Origin of the sequence: Vibrio quintilis (genome assembly GCF_024529975.1) — a bacterium.
Classification (GTDB): Bacteria; Pseudomonadota; Gammaproteobacteria; order Enterobacterales; family Vibrionaceae; genus Vibrio; species Vibrio quintilis.
Genome location: NZ_AP024898.1, coordinates 1,282,244 through 1,299,108, shown reverse-complemented (window position 1 = coordinate 1,299,108; position 16,865 = coordinate 1,282,244). Strand labels below are relative to the sequence as shown.

15 protein-coding genes are annotated in these 16,865 nt (G+C 42.7%); 8 read left to right on the top strand and 7 right to left on the bottom strand.

Going from position 1 to position 16,865, the window contains the following annotated elements; all coding sequences use genetic code 11:
• Positions 1–78: 78 nt before the first annotated feature.
• Positions 79–459 (bottom strand): glycine cleavage system protein GcvH, encoded by a 381-nt coding sequence (gene gcvH / locus OC443_RS24315; protein ID WP_073585409.1) that lies wholly within the window; start codon positions 457–459, stop codon positions 79–81.
• Positions 460–707: 248 nt separating this feature from the next.
• Here gcvH and OC443_RS24310 point away from each other — a divergent pair, with 248 nt between their 5' ends.
• The 3 genes from OC443_RS24310 to OC443_RS24300 all read left to right on the top strand — a co-directional run bounded on the left by OC443_RS24310 (position 708) and on the right by OC443_RS24300 (position 4,052).
• A complete protein-coding gene (locus OC443_RS24310; protein ID WP_073585410.1) occupies positions 708–1,331 on the top strand; it encodes a helix-turn-helix domain-containing protein in 624 nt (207 codons plus the stop codon).
• A gap of 131 nt (positions 1,332–1,462) precedes the next feature.
• Positions 1,463–2,596 carry a glycine cleavage system aminomethyltransferase GcvT gene (gcvT, locus tag OC443_RS24305; protein WP_073585411.1) on the top strand — a complete coding sequence of 378 codons (1,134 nt, stop codon included), beginning with the start codon at positions 1,463–1,465 and terminating at the stop codon, positions 2,594–2,596.
• Positions 2,597–2,825: 229 nt separating this feature from the next.
• Positions 2,826–4,052: a S1 family peptidase gene (locus tag OC443_RS24300; protein ID WP_159440357.1), complete on the top strand. Its 1,227-nt coding sequence runs from the start codon at positions 2,826–2,828 to the stop codon at positions 4,050–4,052.
• A gap of 224 nt (positions 4,053–4,276) precedes the next feature.
• Here OC443_RS24300 and OC443_RS24295 read toward each other — a convergent pair whose 3' ends face one another.
• Positions 4,277–6,022 carry an EAL domain-containing protein gene (locus tag OC443_RS24295; RefSeq protein WP_073585413.1) on the bottom strand — a complete coding sequence of 582 codons (1,746 nt, stop codon included), beginning with the start codon at positions 6,020–6,022 and terminating at the stop codon, positions 4,277–4,279.
• 230 nt (positions 6,023–6,252) lie between these two features.
• A complete protein-coding gene (locus OC443_RS24290) occupies positions 6,253–6,726 on the bottom strand; it encodes a CreA family protein (protein WP_073585945.1) in 474 nt (157 codons plus the stop codon).
• A 361-nt stretch (positions 6,727–7,087) separates the two neighbouring features.
• Here OC443_RS24290 and OC443_RS24285 point away from each other — a divergent pair, with 361 nt between their 5' ends.
• Together OC443_RS24285 and OC443_RS24280 are read left to right on the top strand one after the other, a co-directional pair.
• Positions 7,088–7,609: a hypothetical protein gene (locus OC443_RS24285; RefSeq protein WP_073585946.1), complete on the top strand. Its 522-nt coding sequence runs from the start codon at positions 7,088–7,090 to the stop codon at positions 7,607–7,609.
• Between the two features lie 429 nt (positions 7,610–8,038).
• Positions 8,039–9,235 carry an acetate/propionate family kinase gene (locus OC443_RS24280; protein ID WP_073585947.1) on the top strand — a complete coding sequence of 399 codons (1,197 nt, stop codon included), beginning with the start codon at positions 8,039–8,041 and terminating at the stop codon, positions 9,233–9,235.
• A gap of 147 nt (positions 9,236–9,382) precedes the next feature.
• Here OC443_RS24280 and OC443_RS24275 read toward each other — a convergent pair whose 3' ends face one another.
• Both OC443_RS24275 and OC443_RS24270 read right to left on the bottom strand, forming a co-directional pair.
• A complete protein-coding gene (locus OC443_RS24275) occupies positions 9,383–10,873 on the bottom strand; it encodes a methyl-accepting chemotaxis protein (RefSeq protein WP_073585948.1) in 1,491 nt (496 codons plus the stop codon).
• Between the two features lie 83 nt (positions 10,874–10,956).
• Positions 10,957–11,736 carry a substrate-binding periplasmic protein gene (locus tag OC443_RS24270; RefSeq protein ID WP_200796976.1) on the bottom strand — a complete coding sequence of 260 codons (780 nt, stop codon included), beginning with the start codon at positions 11,734–11,736 and terminating at the stop codon, positions 10,957–10,959.
• Positions 11,737–12,236: 500 nt separating this feature from the next.
• On the opposite strand from OC443_RS24270, the gene OC443_RS24265 reads away from it, so the two are divergent.
• Entirely contained in the window at positions 12,237–12,809 is a 573-nt protein-coding gene (locus OC443_RS24265) for a hypothetical protein (RefSeq protein ID WP_073585950.1), read from the top strand.
• Positions 12,810–12,973: 164 nt separating this feature from the next.
• Positions 12,974–13,285 (top strand): hypothetical protein, encoded by a 312-nt coding sequence (locus OC443_RS24260; RefSeq protein WP_073585951.1) that lies wholly within the window; start codon positions 12,974–12,976, stop codon positions 13,283–13,285.
• A gap of 110 nt (positions 13,286–13,395) precedes the next feature.
• Here OC443_RS24260 and OC443_RS24255 read toward each other — a convergent pair whose 3' ends face one another.
• Positions 13,396–14,298, bottom strand: a complete 903-nt coding sequence (locus OC443_RS24255) for a substrate-binding periplasmic protein (RefSeq protein WP_083601762.1) — start codon at positions 14,296–14,298, stop codon at positions 13,396–13,398.
• A 147-nt stretch (positions 14,299–14,445) separates the two neighbouring features.
• Between OC443_RS24255 and tnpA the strand changes: the two genes are divergently transcribed.
• Positions 14,446–14,883, top strand: a complete 438-nt coding sequence (tnpA, locus tag OC443_RS24250) for an IS200/IS605 family transposase (protein ID WP_073580231.1) — start codon at positions 14,446–14,448, stop codon at positions 14,881–14,883.
• A 264-nt stretch (positions 14,884–15,147) separates the two neighbouring features.
• Here tnpA and OC443_RS24245 read toward each other — a convergent pair whose 3' ends face one another.
• Positions 15,148–16,404, bottom strand: a complete 1,257-nt coding sequence (locus OC443_RS24245; protein WP_073584259.1) for a cellulase family glycosylhydrolase — start codon at positions 16,402–16,404, stop codon at positions 15,148–15,150.
• Positions 16,405–16,865: the final 461 nt, after the last annotated feature.

The following is a 16,865-nucleotide window of genomic DNA, read 5'->3' as shown; positions in this document are numbered from 1 at the left end:
CTCAGAATTTGGTGGTCGCAGATAAACTAAAATGGACAGCCTGCCATGGCGGGGCAGGCTGTATGTGTCGTCAGAAGCTTATTCGTCTTCCAGTGCGTTCGCGTAGGCTTCTGCTGTTTTCAGTTTTTCCAGTTCTGCCGGATCTGATAGTTTGATTTTGACAATCCAACCGCCTGCATAAGGTTCTTCATTGACCAGCTCAGGGCTGTCTTCCAGCTCTTCATTGACTTCAATTACGGTTCCGGTGACCGGCGCATATAGATCAGAAGCTGCTTTCACCGACTCAACCAGTGAGAAATTCTCTCCGGCTTCGATTTCTGCATCAATTTCCGGCAACTCTACGTAGACAACGTCACCAAGCATTTCCTGAGCGTGCTCAGAAATACCGATTGTTGCGGTGCCGTCTCCATGATCAAGAATCCATTCGTGTGTGTCGGTAAATTTCAAATTTTTGTCCATGAACTTCTCTCCGGGAAAATATAGTATTCAAATTTGATTTTAGTGCGCAGCTATTCAATACAAGCCTGGCCTAACATACCGATAACATACCTGCTACTTTTACTGTAATCAATAAAAATTTCCAATAAGAAACATAATTTCATGATGTGAGTGGTTTTTACCAATCCCTAAGGTTGACTTTTCTCAGTGGCTGGTTCATGACACAATAATGATATTCTTATGACTCAGAGGACGAAGTTGGGGACACAATGCAGGACAATACAATTGATGACTATCCTTCACTGCTGCTTGCACAGGAAAATCAGGATAAGAATATAGAGCCTCTGGAGCTTGGGCAACGCATTAAGGATTTGCGTTTAAAGCTGGGACTGACACTGGAAGAAGCCAGTCAGAAAACGGGTCTGGCCCGTTCTACATTAAGTAAAATCGAGAATGAACAGATCTCGCCAACCTTTCAGGCGATGCAAAAGCTGGCGCATGGTTTGAGCGTTGATATGCCTCAGCTGTTTGAGCCGCCGAAGAAGATTATGGCGACCGGACGCCGGGATGTGACCCGGGAAGGGCAGGGGAAGCCGCATCCGACCGCGACTTATGAGCATGAGTTGCTGGCAACCCAACTTTCCAATAAGAAAATGATGCCGTTCAAAACCCGGGTCAGAGCCCGTGACTTCAGTGATTTCAGTGACTGGGTCCGCCATGACGGGGAGGAATTTTTACTGACGCTGGAAGGCGAAGCAATGCTGTATACCGAGTTTTATGAACCCATTCTTCTGCAGGCCGGTGACAGTGTTTACTATGACGCGAACATGGGGCACATGCTGGTTTCTGTCAGTGAAGAAGATGCTCTGATTTTATGGGTCACGGCGAAATAAGCGTGACTTCTTTTCTTTCATCGTGTTAAGTTCTCTTATTATGTTTATTATAGGAAACATAATTTCCTGATTTTTATTTTCAGAAACTATGACCGTGAACATTATGTTAATCAATGTAAGGGAGAATACGAATGACATCTGCACCAACTAATCAGCCACTTTTGAAAACGCCATTGTATGAGCTGCACCTCGCATCCGGCGGCAAGATGGTCCCGTTTGCCGGGTATGAAATGCCGGTTCAGTATCCGTTGGGTGTCAAAAAAGAGCACTTACATACCCGTGGTGCTGCCGGGCTGTTTGATGTATCACACATGGGGCAGTTGACGTTATCTGGTGCAGATGCTGCGGCAGCTTTGGAGTCTCTGGTTCCTGTTGACATTATTGATCTGCCGGTGGGCAAACAACGCTATGCACTGTTTACCAATGAACAGGGCGGCATTATGGATGATTTAATGGTGGCAAATTTAGGTGATCAGCTGTTTGTGGTGGTTAACGCGGCATGTAAACAGCAGGATATTGCTCACCTGCAACATCACTTACCGGACTCAGTTCAGCTTGAAGTGCTGGATGACCGGGCGTTACTTGCACTACAGGGACCAAAAGCGGCCGCGGTGCTGGCGCAGCTGGCACCTGAAGTTGCCACAATGTGTTTTATGGATATTCAGCGTTTAGCGGTGGATGGTATTGAATGTATTGTCAGCCGGAGTGGTTATACCGGGGAAGACGGTTTTGAAATTTCTGTCCCTGCAGCGCAGGCAGCGGTGCTGGCTGAAAAACTGACTGCCTTTGATGACGTTGAGTGGATTGGCTTAGGTGCCAGAGATTCATTACGTCTTGAGTGTGGCCTGTGTTTATATGGTCATGATCTGGACGAAACAACAACCCCGGTTGAAGCGAGTCTACTGTGGGCGATCAGCAAGATTCGTCGTGGTGATGGTGAAAGAGCCGGCGGATTCCCTGGTGCGGATATTATCCTCAGCCAGATTGAAACTAAAGCCGTCAGCAGAAAACGGGTTGGTTTAGTTGGTCTGAGTAAAGCACCGGTTCGTGAAGGCACGGAGTTATTTGATGCAAATGGTGACGCCATTGGTGTAGTTACCAGTGGCACGGCCGGACCCACAGCGGGCAAGCCGGTGTCGATGGCTTATGTTCAGACAGACTTTGCTGCGCCGGAAACCGAAGTTTATGCTGAAGTCCGGGGTAAAAAGCTGCCGATGTTAGTGACAAAACTGCCATTTGTGCCGCAAAATTATTATCGCGGCTAATTCAACAGTTTTTATAAGTAAAACCTCGCAGCCTTCAAAAAAAAGACAGGCAATAATTTTTATGAAACGCAATTTCAGTTAGAGTTTTATAATCAGGCCATTTGGTCTTAATCCCTCCAAATGGTCTGAAGTGATGATCATCAGGTAATGGCTTATTCATTAGCTATAATTCTATTCATAGAAAATGATTCTGATGTTACTTATTTCAAATTATAAAAAAGTACTGAATATGAAAAAATTAATTGCCCCTTTATTACTATTGAATGCTGTTTGCATTCCCGTCAGTCAGGCAGGCACCGAACGTTCCGTTTCTCCGAGAATAGTGAATGGTACGGAAACATCCGTACAGACGTTCTCTGACTTTGTCAGTCTGTTTTATGATCGCAGAGGCTATGGTGAAAACTCGGGATCCCATAGTATCTGTGGTGGAACCTTGATAGCGCCCCGGTATGTTTTAACGGCAGCGCACTGTATTTATTCAGGAACCAAACTGAATAAAGATTATATGATTTACTTTTCTGTTGGGCAGTCTGACTCAGATGACAGTTCAACCTTATCTTCCATTGAAACCGTGCGTCCCTCCGCATTTTATGCAAAAGATTTTACTAACTCTATCACTCAGTTATGGCCGAATGATCTGGCGATTATTCAACTGGAATCGGCTTTAAATATTTCCGGTACGGCAACCCGGCTGAGTGATGACTCGGAATACCGGAGTACTGACAGTAAGTTTATTACGATTGGTCACGGCAATACAAAACAGGGACAGCTGACAGATACGCTGTATGAGACCACCATTAAATATGTGGATAACACGGCTTGTAAAACCAGTTTTAATGATTACTTTTCGGATTACGGTTTTCCAACACTTGGCGATAAAATTCAGGATTCGCAGCTTTGTTTCTCGGGTGAGACCGGCAGTTCAGTCAGTGACAATGATGGCAGCACCCTGAGAAATGGTATTTGTTCTGGTGATTCCGGTGGTCCGGTGTACTGGGAAAGAAGCAGCGGTGATTATGTGCAGGTTGGTATTACCAGCTTTGGTCCGACAGATTGTGGTGTCGGGTTTGGTAGTTCCAATATTACCGGTGTTTTCACTGAAGTTGCAGATTACAGTGACTGGATAACCAGTGTGATTGAAGGCAATGAAACGCCGGTCTACACGGTAACGGATGCGAAGCGTCAGTGCTATTATGACAGTGAAGGAACTTCAGATGAATGTGCATCTGATGATAGTAGTTCGTCAGACTCATCAGATTCATCGGGTTCTTCAGATGATAGCTCTTCCGGTGACAGTTCGTCTGACAGCAGCAGTAACAGTGCTGCTGATGCGACCGAAACGGTCAGCACAACTTCCGGAAGCTCCGGCGGTTCAACCGGTTCTTTGTTTTTAATCGGTCTTGCTGGTTTATGGTTCTCAGGACGCCGGTCACCTTTATCGGGCCGGGTGAAGTAAGTTTGTTTCGCGAAGGGAGATCTCATATGAGGTCTCCTTTTTTATTGAGTGATGCTTTTACCGGGGATATACCCAAACAACCTGAAGATGCAGGTTGCTTGGGTATAGAACAGGTATCGTGAAGAAGAGTATCACTTATCAATCAGGTGACGTCCGGCCAGTACTGAACTTCAGGGAAGCTTAGTCAAATTTGAGGTTGTTGACAGGCATGGAAGCACAAGGGCTCATGGCTCTGTATTGATCCGGTTTTGCAGCATATTAGTCGGGTTATAATACATGGCATTGGCAATCGATAGTGGTTTTGAAAACCAGTAACCCTGTAAATGAGAAGCGCCCATTTCATGGAACTGGTGGAGCATTTCAGGATTTTCTATCCCTTCAATCACAATGCTGATGTTTGTTTCGTGGCAGAGCTGAATCAGAAATTCCAAAAAACGGTATGACGTTTGGTTTTGAGTGGATTTGCTGGCAAAAAAACGGTCAATTTTAATTTGATGAAACGGTAAATCAAAGAAGCTGTTGATGGAGCTGAAACCAGAACCAAAATCATCAAGTGACAGGATAAACCCAAGCTCTCCCAGGCGTTTGATTTGAGTCGCTGCGTTGATGTTATTGTCAAGAATGACTGTTTCAGTAAATTCAAGCACAATTGAAGATGGTTTGATCTGTGCCTGCGATGCAATTCTGAGTAGTTTATTGGGGAAGTCCCGGCTCAGCAGTTGCAGCACTGAAACATTAACATTAATGCATATGTCGGCTTGGTTTTTCTGATTGTAGTGATTTAAAAACTGGCAGGCTTTTTCGAAAACCTGATAGCCTAATTCGCTGATAAGGCCTTTATCTTCGGCAATGGGAATAAATTCATCCGGGTAGATGTCTCCGTAGAGATGGGAATGCCAGCGTACCAATGTTTCAAAACTGGATACTTTGCCGGTTTCTGTGGCAATAATCGGCTGAAACTTGACTGAAAGCGCTTTGTTTTTCAGCGCTTCTTTTAATCCGCTTTCAATGTAAAAATACCGGTCGACTTTCTTTTGCGTCTCACCTTCATAAAATTCAATCTGTGACTGGCTTTTATCGCAGGCAAAGGCACAGGTTCTTGAGGCAATACTTAAGATTTCATGGCTGTCGAACTCCGGATCGCAATTTGGGTACACACCAATATTGACAGTGTCAGCCAGCAAATTGCTCTGTTTTTTCATGCAGGTTCGGTAATGCTTAATGAAATGTGCGCTGAGTTTTCCCAGTTCAGACAGTGAAACGGTATGTTTGATTAAAACCACAAATGTATTAAGGTTAATCCGGTAGAGTATGGCATCAGATTGTTGGTGGAAAACCGCAGCAGCAGCTTTGATGTTGGTTAATACATTTTCCATCAGATCTGAGGAGCTGTACTCGTCAGCATGCGCCTGAAAGTTTCCAACCTGAATCGTTAATACTGAAAACAGTATCCGGGGTTCTCTGATCAGTAAGTCGATATCAAGCAATAACTTTCTCAGATTGAACAGGCCGGAATAATCATCATAGAATGCAGCTTCTTTTAAGTAAGTTTCGAGCATTTTTTTGTCTGAAATATCTCTGTGACTGCCAACAATATATGATTTACACAGTTCTCTTCTGCATACTGCGCTTCCTTCCACCCAAATGTACCGGCCTTCTTTATTCCGGATGCGATAGTGGGTGATCATTCGTTGTTCCGGCATATTCAGATGACAGTCAACACGGGCAGTTAAAAGTGAACGATCTTCCGGATGAACAAGGTGATACCACTGAGAAATATTAATCGTGGGAGACTCAATATCAAACTGTTCATAGAATTCCGGATTATAAAAAGTCATTAATCCATCGTGATTCATATAAAAGATCCCTTCATTACAGACATCGAATATATGAATCAGGCGGGTTGTATATTTGTCATCCAGTTGCTGAATTGGCTTAAGCGTCTGCGTCTCTTCAGAGTTATCCTGCATAAATTAAAAAACCTTTGCCATCTGTGCCCGTTATTATGTGAAATAGAGGCGTTGTTCGCGCGTCTTTCTGTTCTTAAATACTTAGTCAGCCTGAATCCACAGGGATTCACTATTTTGTTGTTTCTCTGGCTGCTTCGGGGCGACGTTATTATTATTGTGGCTTGCCATAAAATTACAGTTCCTGGTCGTCTGCCATACTTCTGGTTTAACAGAGATGATCGTGCAGTTTGTTAGTCTTTTTTGAGGTTTGTGTTGGCGTTGTATGCTTTTGTACCCCACAACGGAACGGTTGAAATACTATGCTTGAAGCTGCCAGATGTTTCTTTGGTTGAATAAGAAACATATATGAGCGTTTGAGTTTTCGGGTCATAAATACGTCGCATTTTCATTGATTTGAAGAAAATACTTTTTGATTTTTTGAAGATAACATCTCCGGAATCAGACTTATCGATTTTGGCGATCATGTCCGGGGTGATTTCTCCTGTCTGTCGACAGGCAATAGATGAATCGGACGGATCTGACAGGCTGAGATCTGCCTCTATACTGGCGATATGACATGTCACACCGGAGACAATTGGATCGACAAGCTGGTTGATTTTGATATCTTTGGTAGTAAATACGCCCAGACTGACATCACCAACTTCGCTGTTATCACAGGCTGTCAGGCTTAATGACATCAAACATGCCACGAGGTATTTTTTCATATTATGGAATTCCGAAGTAATCAGTTACGTTTCATCATATCAAGATTAGAGGAGAAATAAACAGAAGGAGATGATTGTTGTTGTGAAGCACATATTTCTTATTATACAGCCTCTGGACTTTTATTGTTTCAGTGTATTGTAAAATCATAGGTTTATCCTGTTGAATTACATAAAAGAGCCTGATTGTACAAAAGGAACATTGTTAAATGTGTGAGCTTCAGCTGAGCTGTGTTATGTTGAATGTTCACAAGCAGAAGGTGTTCACCTAAATCACACCATCTTTTAAATATGTCATGTCTATACAAATAGCCGGCAGAGTGTTGCTTCAGGCTGTTCGTTGTTCTACACAGGAGCTTTTGTTTTGGTTGGAATTCCTCAGGTTGTTGATGAGAAAATCAAGTGGTTGTCCGGACAGGTTGACGTTGAATTTCCGACGGAACCGAGTTTAAAAGGGCGGTCAATATATCTGGCATCCATCAAACAGTGCCGGTATTCGGAAATAGTACCGGACCCAGCTTCTGATGCTTACACTGATGAAGCGCTGACCAACACCTATCTGGTTGATTTTCACCGTTTAACAGTGATGTTTGCTTTGCTGCAGGCGAATCAATATGACGGACAGGCAGAAAAAGATGCAATCGTCGAATTTTTTACCCAAATTATACTTTCTCCGCCCTGTCAGTTGTATCTTGGCTTTGAGGCTGGCCAGGCCGTTGCCGCTGCTATCATAACCCGGAATGATTCCGAGTTATTGATCTCCGATATTGTGATATTACCGAATCAGCTTTATCCGTCTGCTGACGATTTTTCCCGGGTGCTGATGAAGAAAGTGGATGTTTCTCCATCCGGTTCAATCAGGTGTTTTATTGAGTCAGGTGAATAACATCAGTCTCCGTACATTTTCAGCCGGACTCTGACGCCAGACTTTTGTCATGTGCTGGCCAGTATTCTGTCGTATTGAAGAACTGGTTGTTGTGAATGTTCAGCATCAATATGACATGTATTGACTGTAAACTTTGCAATCGATTACTTGTCATGTCTATGTTTTATACATTTTTAATTGTTATCGTGAATAATCAAGTGGTGATTTCATCTGGCAGGTGTATATTTTTCATGCTTCATCTGGATTTTGTGAATATTTTTTTGCATAGAAATAAATAAACATTTGCTCTTGATCATGAAATTAACTTTTATAATCTGCATGTAACTAAAATAAAGTTGAAAGATTCAACAAATATTGAATAATAGAGAAACGCCGTTTCAGGAAGCGCTGTGCTTCTTCGTGATTCACTTGGATACAGGATAAAGTTTTATGTCGGACTCGTATGTATTAGTTGTTAATTCCGGGAGCTCTTCACTTAAATTTGCGGTGATTGACTCACAAAATGGTGATGCAATTATCAGCGGATTAGGGGAATGCTTTGGTTTGCCGGAAGCTGCAATTAGCTGGAAGTATCAGGGAGAAAAATCTGAAGAAGCTATTCCGGCTGGTGGTGATCATCACCAGTATGCTTTTGAGCGCATCGTGAAGTTGCTCGATTCTCTGGACCTAAGCTCTAAGTTCGTTGCTATTGGTCACCGTGTTGTGGCTGGCGGTGAGTCCTTTAATGGCACCGTGAAAGTTGACGAAAAAGTGATTGAAGAAATTGATCGTCTGGCTGAACTTGCCCCACTGCACAATAAAGCAAACGCTGATGGTATGCGTGCTGCGATGGCTGTTTTCCCTCATTTGCCTCAGTTTGCTATCTTCGATACGGCATTCCACCAATCAATGCCAGCTAAAGCCTACATGTACGCTTTACCTCATGAAATTTATGACGAATATAAAGTAAGACGCTATGGCGCGCACGGAACCAGTCACTATTTTGTCAGCAGTGAAGCTGCAAAAATGCTGGACAAACCTGTCAATGAAAGCAGCTTTATTACGGTTCACCTGGGGAACGGTGCTTCTGTGACTGCTGTGAAAAACGGCAAAAGTATTGATACCAGTATGGGTTTGACACCTCTGGCTGGTTTAATGATGGGAACCCGTTGTGGTGACCTGGACCCAAGTGTCATTGAGTTCTTAATGCGCAAAGGCTGGGATCAGGACAAAATCTTTACCACATTGAATAAGAAATCAGGTTTTCTTGGTGTGTCTGGTAAAACAAGTGATGTCCGGGGTATTCTGGAAGCTGTGGATGCGGGTGATGAGAAAGCTAAACTGGCCTTTGATATCTTCACTTACCGGGTTGCAAAATACATCGGGTCTTACATGGTTGCGATTGGTGAAGGCCTGGATGGTATCGTCTTTACCGGTGGTATCGGAGAAAATGCATTAGCAGTGCGCCATGAGGTGCTGAATTATATGAAAGTCTTCGGATTTGTTGAAGATGCAGCTGCTAATGAAGCAGCGCGATTCGGTAACAGTGGTGTCATTGCCCGTTCAGAAATGCTGGATGCGGTTGCCATGGTGATTCCAACCAATGAAGAGTTTGTGATTGCACAGGAATCTGTTGCTCTGCTGTAAGACTGATTCATTGTCATGTTTTTATAAAAAGTGCCTTTCTCAATGAAGGCACTTTTTTTATCTGCGCTGTATGATGAAAGCCAGCCGTTTTTTAAAAGAACTTTTAAAAAATATTGGTTTAAAAGCTGGTTCGTCAATGTTCATTCGTTACAGTTTAAACTTAGATAAATCCTGAATAATATCTCCGCTCAACTGATCAATCCGGCGACTCAGTTCACCCACATTTTTCGCGTTTTTAGTAATATTGGCAGTAATTGAATTGATCGTTTCCACCTTTCCACTGACATCCGATGTGACGACATTTTGCTCCTCAGTTGCAGTTGCAATTTGTGTGTTCATGTCATTAATTATCCGGATATCGGAAATAATATCTTCTATCGCCTGAATAGCCTGGGTTGATTCTGACTGGGTTTTTTCCAGCGTTTCCTGTGTTGAATTCATCAGGCGGTTGGTACTTTCAGATGAAGATTGCAGATCCTGAATAATCTCTTCAATTTCTTCTGTTGATTTTTGTGTTCTTTGGGCCAGCGCCCGGACTTCATCAGCAACTACAGCAAAGCCTCTTCCCTGTTCTCCGGCCCTGGCAGCTTCAATTGCGGCATTCAGAGCCAGCAGGTTCGTCTGTTCAGCAATGCCTTTGATCACTTCTAATACCGTGTTGATATGATCACTCTTCTCTTTTAATTCAATAATTTTGGTTGAAGTGACGCCGACCTGATCACCCAGATTATGAATATCTTCAACGGTTTTCTTCACAATTTGATTGCCTTGCAAAGCAAGCTCATTACAGCTGTCAGTTTTGTCAGAGGTTGTATTGGCGTTATCTGAAATTTCTCTGGTTGCAGAAGACATTTGACTCAGGGCTGTTGCAACCTGTTCCACTTCACTGAGCTGTTCCTGAGTTGCTTTCGCATTGGTGCCTGCCTTGCTGCTGATTTGTTCAGAGCAGCTTGAGAGTTCATTTGCTGAGTTGACGATACGCCCGATGAGAGAATGCATGTTGGTGATGAAATCGTTAAACCCTTTGGCGAGTGTGCTAATCTCATCATTGCCCGAAATATCCAGTCGCCGGGTTAAGTCTCCTTCACCCTGTGCAATTTCACTCATCGCATCGGCCACGATTTTAATTGGATTCACGACAGATTTACTCAAGACAACCCAGTTCACTATCTGAAGGGAAAAGAGAATAATGAGTGAAATCAGAATAAACATGAAGCGGGTGTTTGCCAGCAGCTCATCATTGGCATCCATCCGGTAAGAAATTTCCAGATAACCTATTTTTTTACCTTCCCAAAGCACATCAATTTTTTCAGTTCTGATGTCCTGCGATGAAGATGGAGATGCACTTTCAGTGGAACTACTGATAGCTTTACCACGATGATCATAGGCTTTGATTTCATGAATGAATGCATATTTCACAAACGAATTCATAATATTGTTTGCCAGGCCTTGATCATAAGAGAAAATGGCTTCTTTCAGAACGATTGATAATGTTGTATTCGAGTCACTGATCTGTTGATTTAACCGGTCACTGAAGTAATTTTTTGCCAGGTAGTAGCCACCAGTAAAAGCGATTATCATCACAACGAGTGAGATCGTGGCAAGATATGCCATGGATTTATGCTTAATGGAATTCATTATCTGATACCTTATTTATTTATATCTGGTCAGCGTTGGTGTTTTTCAGGATTCATATCTTCTGGATTGGTGCTTTTCCAGGATTAATGGTTTTTCAGGTCTTCAATATTTAACCAAAGCTCAGCCCGGTCTGGTTCGGTGTCTTTCCCCATGATCGGATTATCAATTCTGAATATTTTTCTCTGGGTTAAATTCGCCTTATTCAGTACATCTTTGATCATCGGGTGACTGAAAAAGAGTTCGTCAAAACTACCGTCGCGAATAGCTATTTCAAAGCCTTGATAAATCTGATCATGTAATTCGGTATTCGATTTGTTGACGTAGAAGTACATTGCAAACGGGTAAATCAGCAGTATGTTCTTATCGACGACTAAATTGAGTTCAGGCCGGCTTTTCACTTCGACCCAGGGTTCGTGTACTGCCCGGGGGAAATAATCAAAGCGTCCTCCCTCAAGCATAGGGAACAGATTGGCGTATTTAATCGTTGTGATAACCGGGATACGGGCATTTTTTAACACGAGGGTATCGCCCCAGAATGTGCCTTGTCCGGCGTTGAACTGCTTTAAATCATCCAGTGTTTTGATCCGGGAAAAGCGATCCTGGTCTGCCGCGCGGATAATAAATATCCGGTGTCCCAATAAGCCTTTGAGTACAGGAATTTTTACGGATCGGAGTCTTTGTTCCAGATCCGGGTTGATACCTCCCCAACCAACATCGAGGCTGCCGGACTCGACCTCTGCGATCACTCTCGCACCACTATATGCTTCGGGGCTTTGTTCAAACCGGACACCAGGAACGGTCTTTTTCAGGGCAAGCTCAAGGATATTAAAGATCAATTCTTCCTTCGGACCTTCAATTTTCATGATTTTAATATTCCCGGCACTGTAAGCTACGGGACTGAGAATAAGTGTGTAAATCAGTAACAATGATGTCGTGAATTTCTTCATTGAAATACTCTCTGCTGATGATACATCGTATTGTTTTTGTACTGATGAACCGTGATATCTGATTCACCAGTTATATGTTTTATTCTGATAACGATCCGCGTTATTGCATGCAGATGGAAATGAAACAAACCTAAATTCATCGCATTGTAGATGTTCTGTATTTCTCCTTGTTTACTGTTAAATTTTACATGTATATTATATTTATTTCATATGTGGTCTATTTGCCCGGTGAATTACTTCACTGTTTTATATCGTCAGGCTGTTGGTAAGTTTGAGGTATTTTACCGACCGATGAATAAATCTTATGAAGAAACCGTGACTGAGATAACTATTATTTTTTAGTGATATGGATGCAATTCAGTTATTTGAATTGATGGTTGCCTGCCAAAATTACCTTGAGAGGTGGAAAAGTTTCTATGAAAAAAATGACATTACTATCTTTGTGTATCCTGAGCGGATGTACCGCTTCTTATCAGGCTCAGACCGAACAAAAGACCCCGGTTGCGTATGATGCTGATTCTGCCTGCCAGGGATCAACGGCATTACCTGATGAATTCGCGCGTATGTTTGAGGAAGTACAAGACCCGGCATTACTGGCGGATGCACTGGCGGAGCCGGGCAAAGGCAAATTGTGTCAGGGCAGGGTGTATCAGAGTAAGCCGGGGACATCAGTTACCATTTACCGCGCCTGGAACAGCACAAATCCTCATAGTAAATCCGGCCAGTGGTGGGCTTTTTATCAGCCGGCAGGTGATATTGAGGCTTACAGGGCTGACTACGAAATTTGTTACCAGTGGTCTCCGCTGGACAAAATGAGCCAGTGCCATCTGAAACCAGGCACAAAAATAGTGGTCGGAACCGGACAGAGTGCGGTTTGTTCTGAATATTTAACTTATCCGGTTTCCAACAAGCAGCAGGTGTTTATGACCGGTGGCGAAGATGCTCTGAGTGATTGTCAGGATTTTACCGGGGTAATGAGCTGGCGCTAACAGGCTGAAAAACCAGATAAACCTCTCAAATTCCCACATCTTACGGTAATTTGGATTGTTTATTTATGAGTTGGAGGCATAAGACAGGAAGTAATGATTTTTTCTGACACACAATTGCTTTATACTTTCTGAACCAGACGTAAGGAAGTGGTAAAACAAAAGAGATGGCTGTCGGAAGTAAATGTTGTTTGTCTGTTTCTATGCCGGTTTTGACAATTACGGGAATTATCGGATTATTTAATGCAGGATATTTTGCTTACCCGGCCCGGGATTTTTTGACAGATCTTTCTCTGATTCTGGTGTTTGGATTTGTCTTTTCTTCTGTTGTGACACTTAGTAATTCCCGCTTTTGTTTTGATAAAAATACCGGTACTGGTGCATTTTCCCGCTTGACTCTTTTTATGATTACTCTGTTTGCATGGCTCGGCGAAATTGCCCTTTGTATCTGGGGAATTATGTATATTTATGCTAATTAAATCCCCAGATATCCCCAAATGACCTCAGGATGCAGCGCTTCATCAACAGGTTCATTTCTGCGTCAAACAAGCATAGTTCCCATTCTCAGGTTTATTTAGTTTGGGCATGTTCAAAACAAATGAAGCCACAGCTCTTTTCGGTTTAATGGAACCGTATCGGGCAGGAAGGGATTATCGATCAGAAAGACTCTTCTGTTGGGCAGGTGAATAGCGTCAATATAGAACTTGTTATATTTCATGAAAATCTCATCAAATGAACCATCTTTAATCATCATATTAAGACCGCGTTCGATGCGATCAGCCAGATGTTGGTTGTTCTTATTCACAAAAAAGTATTTTGGTAACGGATAGTAAAGAAGAATTGTTTTTTCGACATCGATTTCAGGATGCTGAGTCTTTCTTTGCTGTAATTCAACATAGACTTCATTGATACCCCGGGGAAAGTAGTCAAACCGCCCGGCGTTAAGCATTTTAAATAAACCCTCATAGCTGAATCCGACTTCAACATCAAATCCGTTGGCAGCCAGAATATCGCTATCCAGCCAGGTCGCTCCCTGGCCGGCGGTGAGTTGTTTGAGCTGGTTGACTGATGTGATTGCGGAAAAGCGGGGTTGTTGCGATTTATTGATCAGAAAAACCCGGTAGCCAAGAATGCCTTTCCTCAGCGGGATTCTGATGGGCAGAAAGCGCTCTTCCCGCTGTTTTGTCACAGAGGCCCAGATAATGTTAGGTTCATTATTTTTTTCTAATTCGCGATGAAACCGGAGTGGATTCATGGCCACTTTTGTTGGCCGTATGACAAAAGGCCCATCTGTAGACTCTGTTTTTTTGAGTGCCATGGACAGAATTTCAATAAAGTCCTGATCTCTTTTATCAAGGCTTGATTGAGCCGGCGGGTAAATAACTTCTGTGACCTTGATTTCTTTGGCCTGTACTGCTGTTTTAGCGTATACATCCGTGCAAATAAGAGACAGGATTACTATAAAAATACATACGTTTAAATCTGGTCTCATCCACAAATCCCGACTGGTATCCTTTCATTGTCATCCCTAAACCACCGCCTTGGGCGGTGGTGATTGAACCTTGGGGCTATTGCCCGAAGAAATGCCCATGTTAGAAGTAAACCTCTTATTCACCACAAGTAAGAGGAAACAAAAAACATGGGCGACTATAGAAGTTCATCACATGTCTATTGGCGTTGTAAATACCATATAGTTTGGACGCCGAAATACAGATTCAAGATCCTGAAAGGTAACGTAGGTAAGGAGCTTTATCGCTCAATCTATATTTTATGCAATATGAAAGATTGCGAGGTCTTGGAACTAAATGTTCAGCAAGATCATGTTCATCTGGTTGTGATAGTTCCACCAAAAGTGTCTATCTCAACGTTGATGGGGATGTTGAAAGGACGTTCGGCAATCCGGTTGTTTAACAAATTCCCGCATATAAGAAAGAAGCTCTGGGGAAATCATTTTTGGGCAAGAGGTTACTTTGTCGATACGGTTGGCGTAAATGAAGAAATCATCAGACGTTACGTCAGACACCAAGATAAGAAAGATCAAGAATACGAGGCGCAGTTAGAGTTGAAGATGAACTAACAGCGCGAGAATGCTCCCTTTCAGGGGGCTGTAAACCAAAGCCGCCTTCTAAGAAGGCGGATTTTTACAAAAAAATAGATCAAAGTTCAGAAAAATGCATGGCGATCTGCAGAAGTTTGTGCTTTATCTGCCACTGAGCGGGTGAGGTGGGACGCAAACAGCCTGTATCTGCTTGTTACCGGGGTGAGAACGCCTCCGGTTAAAGTAGTCCGGAGGCGTTTGAGTATCGAATCACATCACTATATTAAACAGGGAAACCCCGGCTTATTCACAGTTACTGACAAATGTCCATGAAGCATCAGTACCTGGTTCAGACGTTGTGTACCAGTTTGCTGTGTATAGTTTATTTTCGTGAACCAGTTTATCTCCGGCTGCACTGTGAGTTGCCTCACCACCAGACCAGTCTTTGGCTGTCCAGTTTGGATAAACATTCACACCAGTACAAACATTGGTTGTATCGTCAGATGGTTCATCTGTCGGGTCATCAGTTGGGTCTGTCGGATCTGTTGGCGTGTCAGTCGCTGTAGTCACTTTATATGGCCAGTCAGCAATGATTTCTTTGACTTTCTTACCTGAAGCAGTTAAATCCATCGTATCAGGCAGGAATGTGGAAGCGCCTTCTTTTTTGTCATTCAGAGCCCAGTTGGCGTTGCTGAGGTTATGCTGTTTCATAAAGCTAACCCAGGTGTTTGTTGCCTGTTCTGCAACGTCTCCGTCACCATCGGCATTGACTGCGCCCCATTCGGTTACAAATAGTGCAATACCGTTATTTAAAGCGGTTGTTGCTTTGTCTCTCAGATATTGACCGTGAGTACCTGCATAGAAGTGAAGTGTGTACGCAATATTGGTTCCGTCAATTGGATCCTGAGATGCAACGTCGACATCCTGTGACCAGGTTGGTGTACCCACAACAATCAGGTTATCAGGGTCGATCTTACGGATTTCTGAAATTACAGATTCAGCGTAAGGCTTGATTACATTGCTCCATGAGATTTGCAACGGCTCATTGTAAAGCTCATAAATCACATTTGGTTTATCACCATATTTTGTTGCCATTTCTTTAAAGAAGGCAATGGCTTCGTTCGGGTTATCTTCAGCGTGGTGAGAGTGCCAGTCAATGATCACGTACATGTCATTATCAATTGCCGCTTTAACAACACGCTCGACTTTGGCTTTGTTCCCTTCAGGATCATCCAGGTAACCTCCTTCTTCCTGAATACCCATAGAGGCACGGACGATACTGGAATCCCAGTCATCTTTCAGCATTTTAACCACATCAGCTGTGTAGAATTTTTCACCACCCCATTTGTTGTTACTCCAGAAAAGACTGTTACCGGAAAAACTTTTGGCCTGTCCGCCGGCATAGATTTGGTTACCCTGAACAGATAAAGCTTCAACGCTTGCCAGTGCTGAACCGGCGAACCCTAATCCAAGGCAGGCACATGAAAGCAGCAACTTACTGCGAAGTGAGTGACGAACATGACGATGAGTCGTCGTTTTTTTTGAGTGAATAAATGGCATGAGTTGTTCTCCATATAAATTAGCCATGACTATCTATATAAGTATCGAATCTATTATTTATCAATTTGCATATGTAGGTGATTACTTATATACAATATGAAACGGATAATGTATGTGATTGGCGTATGAGGAGATATAGCGATTTATAAGAATTGTGATAGTTTTCCAAGGAGTTTATGTTAGTAAGTAGTTGAACTATCAATAAAACTATCAAAAAAATATGAGGAGATTTTATTGGCAGTTTTATGACAAACCACTTGTAAGATTGATGTATTTCTTCTCAACATTATGATTTATTTATATTTAATTTGTGAATTAATGTGGTTGTTTAAATTAATTTTTCGGATGGTTTTGGAGTGATCATACGCAGCGCTTGCTGGTTGAATTTACATAAAATTTGAATATTTATTCAATTTATGTGTGTTTATATACAGCTTATTTATTGGTTGTTGTCAAACAGA